The organism is Nocardia sp. NPDC004604, from assembly GCF_040609795.1.
Classification (GTDB): domain Bacteria; phylum Actinomycetota; class Actinomycetes; order Mycobacteriales; family Mycobacteriaceae; genus Nocardia.
Genome location: NZ_JBEXLC010000314.1, coordinates 1 through 2,492, shown reverse-complemented (window position 1 = coordinate 2,492; position 2,492 = coordinate 1). Strand labels below are relative to the sequence as shown.

Annotated in this window: 3 protein-coding genes; 2 read left to right on the top strand and 1 reads right to left on the bottom strand. The window is 63.4% G+C overall.

Annotated elements, in window-relative coordinates; genetic code table 11:
• Positions 1-69: 69 nt before the first annotated feature.
• Positions 70-909: an NTF2-like N-terminal transpeptidase domain-containing protein gene (locus tag ABZW16_RS43730; protein WP_354962064.1), complete on the bottom strand. Its 840-nt coding sequence runs from the start codon at positions 907-909 to the stop codon at positions 70-72.
• Positions 910-1,306: 397 nt separating this feature from the next.
• Between ABZW16_RS43730 and ABZW16_RS43725 the strand changes: the two genes are divergently transcribed.
• Positions 1,307-1,912 (top strand): hypothetical protein, encoded by a 606-nt coding sequence (locus ABZW16_RS43725; RefSeq protein ID WP_354962063.1) that lies wholly within the window; start codon positions 1,307-1,309, stop codon positions 1,910-1,912.
• 51 nt (positions 1,913-1,963) lie between these two features.
• On the top strand, positions 1,964-2,401 hold the full coding sequence (gene aroQ, locus ABZW16_RS43720) for a type II 3-dehydroquinate dehydratase (protein WP_354962062.1): 438 nt from the start codon (positions 1,964-1,966) through the stop codon (positions 2,399-2,401).
• Positions 2,402-2,492 lie beyond the last annotated feature (91 nt).

The window sequence follows — 2,492 nt, the reverse complement described above, 5'->3', positions numbered from 1 at the left end:
ACGCTTCGCCCATATAATGACCGGTTGGTTCATCATTTAAAGTCTCCTTTTACATAGGCAGTACGCATTTTATTTCGAGCAACTTTGCCACTTTGTGCGCAGCGCGTCCAGCATCGGCGACCAGGTCCGGCGATCGGCGGAGATGAGCCGCGGCTGCTTCTCCATCACCACGCCGGGCACCCGGGCCATCGCGGGCTCCAGGATCGCGAAATCGGGTTCGCGCAGATTCACCGCGACGATCGGCTTGCCCTGTGCGGACGACAGTTGCTGCAGCAGCGACGGTCCGGTGATCAGCGGCGCGACCGGTGCGATGGCCTTGGCCAGTGCGTCGGTCGAGGCGACCGGATCGGTCGTCTTGGCCGGATCGAGCTTGATTACATTGATGACCTGTTCGGTCATCAGCGCGTCGCCGACGATATCGGTGACCCGTGGTGGCGGGGTGGGTGTGGTGCGCACGAGGCGGACCGTGCGGTTGTGGTCCAGTTGCGGCATGACGACGGCGGGATCCCAGGAGATCCGCCAGCCGATCGCCAACTTCCGCACATTGCCCTGCAGGCTGTACTTCCAGGTCTTGTTCTCGCCGAAGTCCCAGGCGACGTCCATGCTGAACAGTCCGCCCTCGGCGCCGAGACCGATGAATTGGGTCTTCTGGTAGTCGACCTTGCCCGGCTGCAAACCCGCGAACATTTGCTTCAGCGTTGCTGACGCGGCGGTGGGATAGGAGGTCAGCTCCGCCGCCTTGGCATAGTTCTGATTGTCGAGCAGTTCGGTGAAGCGGTCTACGACACTTTCGGCCTCATTGCGTTTCTGGTCGGTTCCACACGATCCGATCGTGATAGCCAATGCCGCCGCCCCGGCGAGTGCGATTGCGCCCCGGACGCGATAGCGGCGGGATCCCCACACATCCATGTCGCCCACTCTTTACTCTTGTCACTCCAGTAACAAGACCACCGTACCTGAAATTAGTTGTCCGCCGTGCCGCCGGAGCCCGGACGTTAGCCATGCTCAGCATCTCCAATTGTGCCCGAAACCCTTGCTTCGAGTGGCTGATCATAGGCGTTCCCTGGTCCCGCCGCGACATCCGGCGCCGCAACCGTACCGGCCGGAACGCAAAGTCGGACGAAAACGGTGTACGTCGGCGTTTCGGGGGCGAAGGACCCCGTTGACCAGCGCACACCCTCTCTGCGGCGTACCCGCGCCGCCCTTCGCCGAAACCGTTCGCACAGAGCGGAACCACGGACACCAATTGCGAAGTAATCTTGTAATCAATGAAATACACGAGCGACAGTAAGTAGGTGATTCCCAAATGAGGCACGATCATCGGGGACGAGGTTTCGGACGACCGGGCGGCTGGCAGCAGGCCGATCTACCCGACCCAGCGGATGCCCCCGACTGGTTCGCCGGCCGGTTGCCAAGCGACTGGTTCACCGGACAGCCCGTCATCGAAATCGACCGCGACGAAATCGTGGTGATCGGTGAACTGCCGATCCCGCAGCCGGAAAAGCCCGCGGTAGCGGAGCAGGCCGATGCCGATGCGCCGGCCGAGGAGGTTCCGGCCGCGACGAAGGAGGGCGCCATCGCCCGATTCCGCGAGACCACCCGCCCGGCACGGATGCGGATAGCGGATGAGGCCCAGCGCCGCTACGGGCGCAGCGTCGCCTGGGGCGTCTCGGTGGATGGTGAACGAACCATGTTCACGCACTTGGCCGTTCCGGTCATGACCCGGTTGCGTCAGCCGGAGCGCAAGGTGCTCGACACCCTCGTCGATTCCGGCGTGGCCCGATCACGGGCGGATGCGCTGGCCTGGACGGTGAAGTTGGCGGGCAAACACGCCGAGGCCTGGCTCGAGGAGTTGCGCACCGCCATGCGGAAGGTGGACGACCTGCGGTCGGAAGGTCCGCAGGGACTCTAGTTCGGATCGTCGAGCGACCTGCTAGCAGTCGCTGCGGCTAGTGTCTTGTCCATGTCGACACCTGGTCCGATCCTGGTTCTCAACGGCCCCAACCTCAATATGCTCGGCACCCGCCAGCCGAAGGTCTACGGGTCGGCCACGCTCGACGATGTCGTCGAGCTGTGCCGGCAGACCGCCGCGCGATACGGCCGCGAGATCGATGCGTTCCAGTCGAATTCCGAAGGAGCGCTGATCGATCGGATCCATCGGGCGCGCGGCGTCGAATCCGGCATTGTCGTCAATCCCGGTGGGCTGACGCACACTTCGGTGGCGCTGCGTGATGCGCTGGTGATTCCGGAACTCCCCATTGTCGAGGTGCACATCAGCAATGTGCATGCGCGCGAGGAGTTTCGGCATCACTCCTACATCTCCCCCATCGCCACCGCAGTGGTCGCCGGAATGGGAATCCAGGGCTATGCCGCCGCCATCGAATTCCTGATCAAGCGCTAGGAGACTGCTGAATAAGCGGGTTTGGGGGTGGGAAGAGCGCCGGCAAGGTCGTCTGTGCGGTGTGTGAGGTCAGGCCCTCGTGAGGGTCGAC

Coding starts and splice junctions, on each gene's coding strand:
- ABZW16_RS43730 (WP_354962064.1), bottom strand. CDS start 909: ATGGATGTGTGGGGATCCCGCCGCTATCGCGTCCGGGGCGCAATCGCA.
- ABZW16_RS43725 (WP_354962063.1), top strand. CDS start 1,307: ATGAGGCACGATCATCGGGGACGAGGTTTCGGACGACCGGGCGGCTGG.
- aroQ (WP_354962062.1), top strand. CDS start 1,964: ATGTCGACACCTGGTCCGATCCTGGTTCTCAACGGCCCCAACCTCAAT.